This window comes from Lujinxingia vulgaris (assembly GCF_007997015.1).
Classification (GTDB): domain Bacteria; phylum Myxococcota_A; class Bradymonadia; order Bradymonadales; family Bradymonadaceae; genus Lujinxingia; species Lujinxingia vulgaris.
The window spans coordinates 1-555 of record NZ_VOSM01000090.1 but is presented as its reverse complement, the minus strand read 5'-3'; the positions used below and the strand labels follow the sequence as shown (position 1 = coordinate 555).

1 protein-coding gene is annotated in these 555 nt (G+C 45.8%); it reads left to right on the top strand.

The window, feature by feature from the left end; genetic code table 11:
* Window positions 1-503: hypothetical protein (locus FRC98_RS21955; RefSeq protein WP_230467903.1), on the top strand; the 503-nt coding region annotated here is incomplete at its 5' end.
* Window positions 504-555: the final 52 nt, after the last annotated feature.

Here is a 555-nt window from a genome sequence, read left to right as displayed (position 1 = left end):
AACGCCAACAGCAGATGCTAGACGACCAAGAGCGATACACACAGCAGCAGCTACGCAAGAAAGACCAGGATATAGCCGAATTGACAGCCTCATTGAACAAATTGGCAAGAACGAAGACGCAAGAGCTGGAACGCTTACCGACGTTGTTCAAACAGTTGCAAACTTCAATGACAGAACAAACAAACGTGTTCAACAGCTGGGCAACGCATCGGACAAATCACGTAACAACGCAAGCAACGTTGATAAGCGAGTTATTGGCGTTAGGAAACGTTCAGATGCAGCTCGTGGAGCAGTTGAAGAGATATCAGAGCACGATAACACCGCCCGATTATCTAAAGAGCGATACGATGCAATTAGAGAGCGATACCGTGAAGTTAGAGGACGGATTGAGCGAATTAGTGAACGCACAGATCAAAATAGAGCAGTCACAAGCGAAAATCAAAGGCTCGCAGACAGAAATACAGGCGGAATTGAAGGAATTAAACAAATTACTGAACAAGTGAGAGAGGCAATAAAAGCGAAAGAGCAAGAACTTGAGCGTGCTAGAGCACCCAC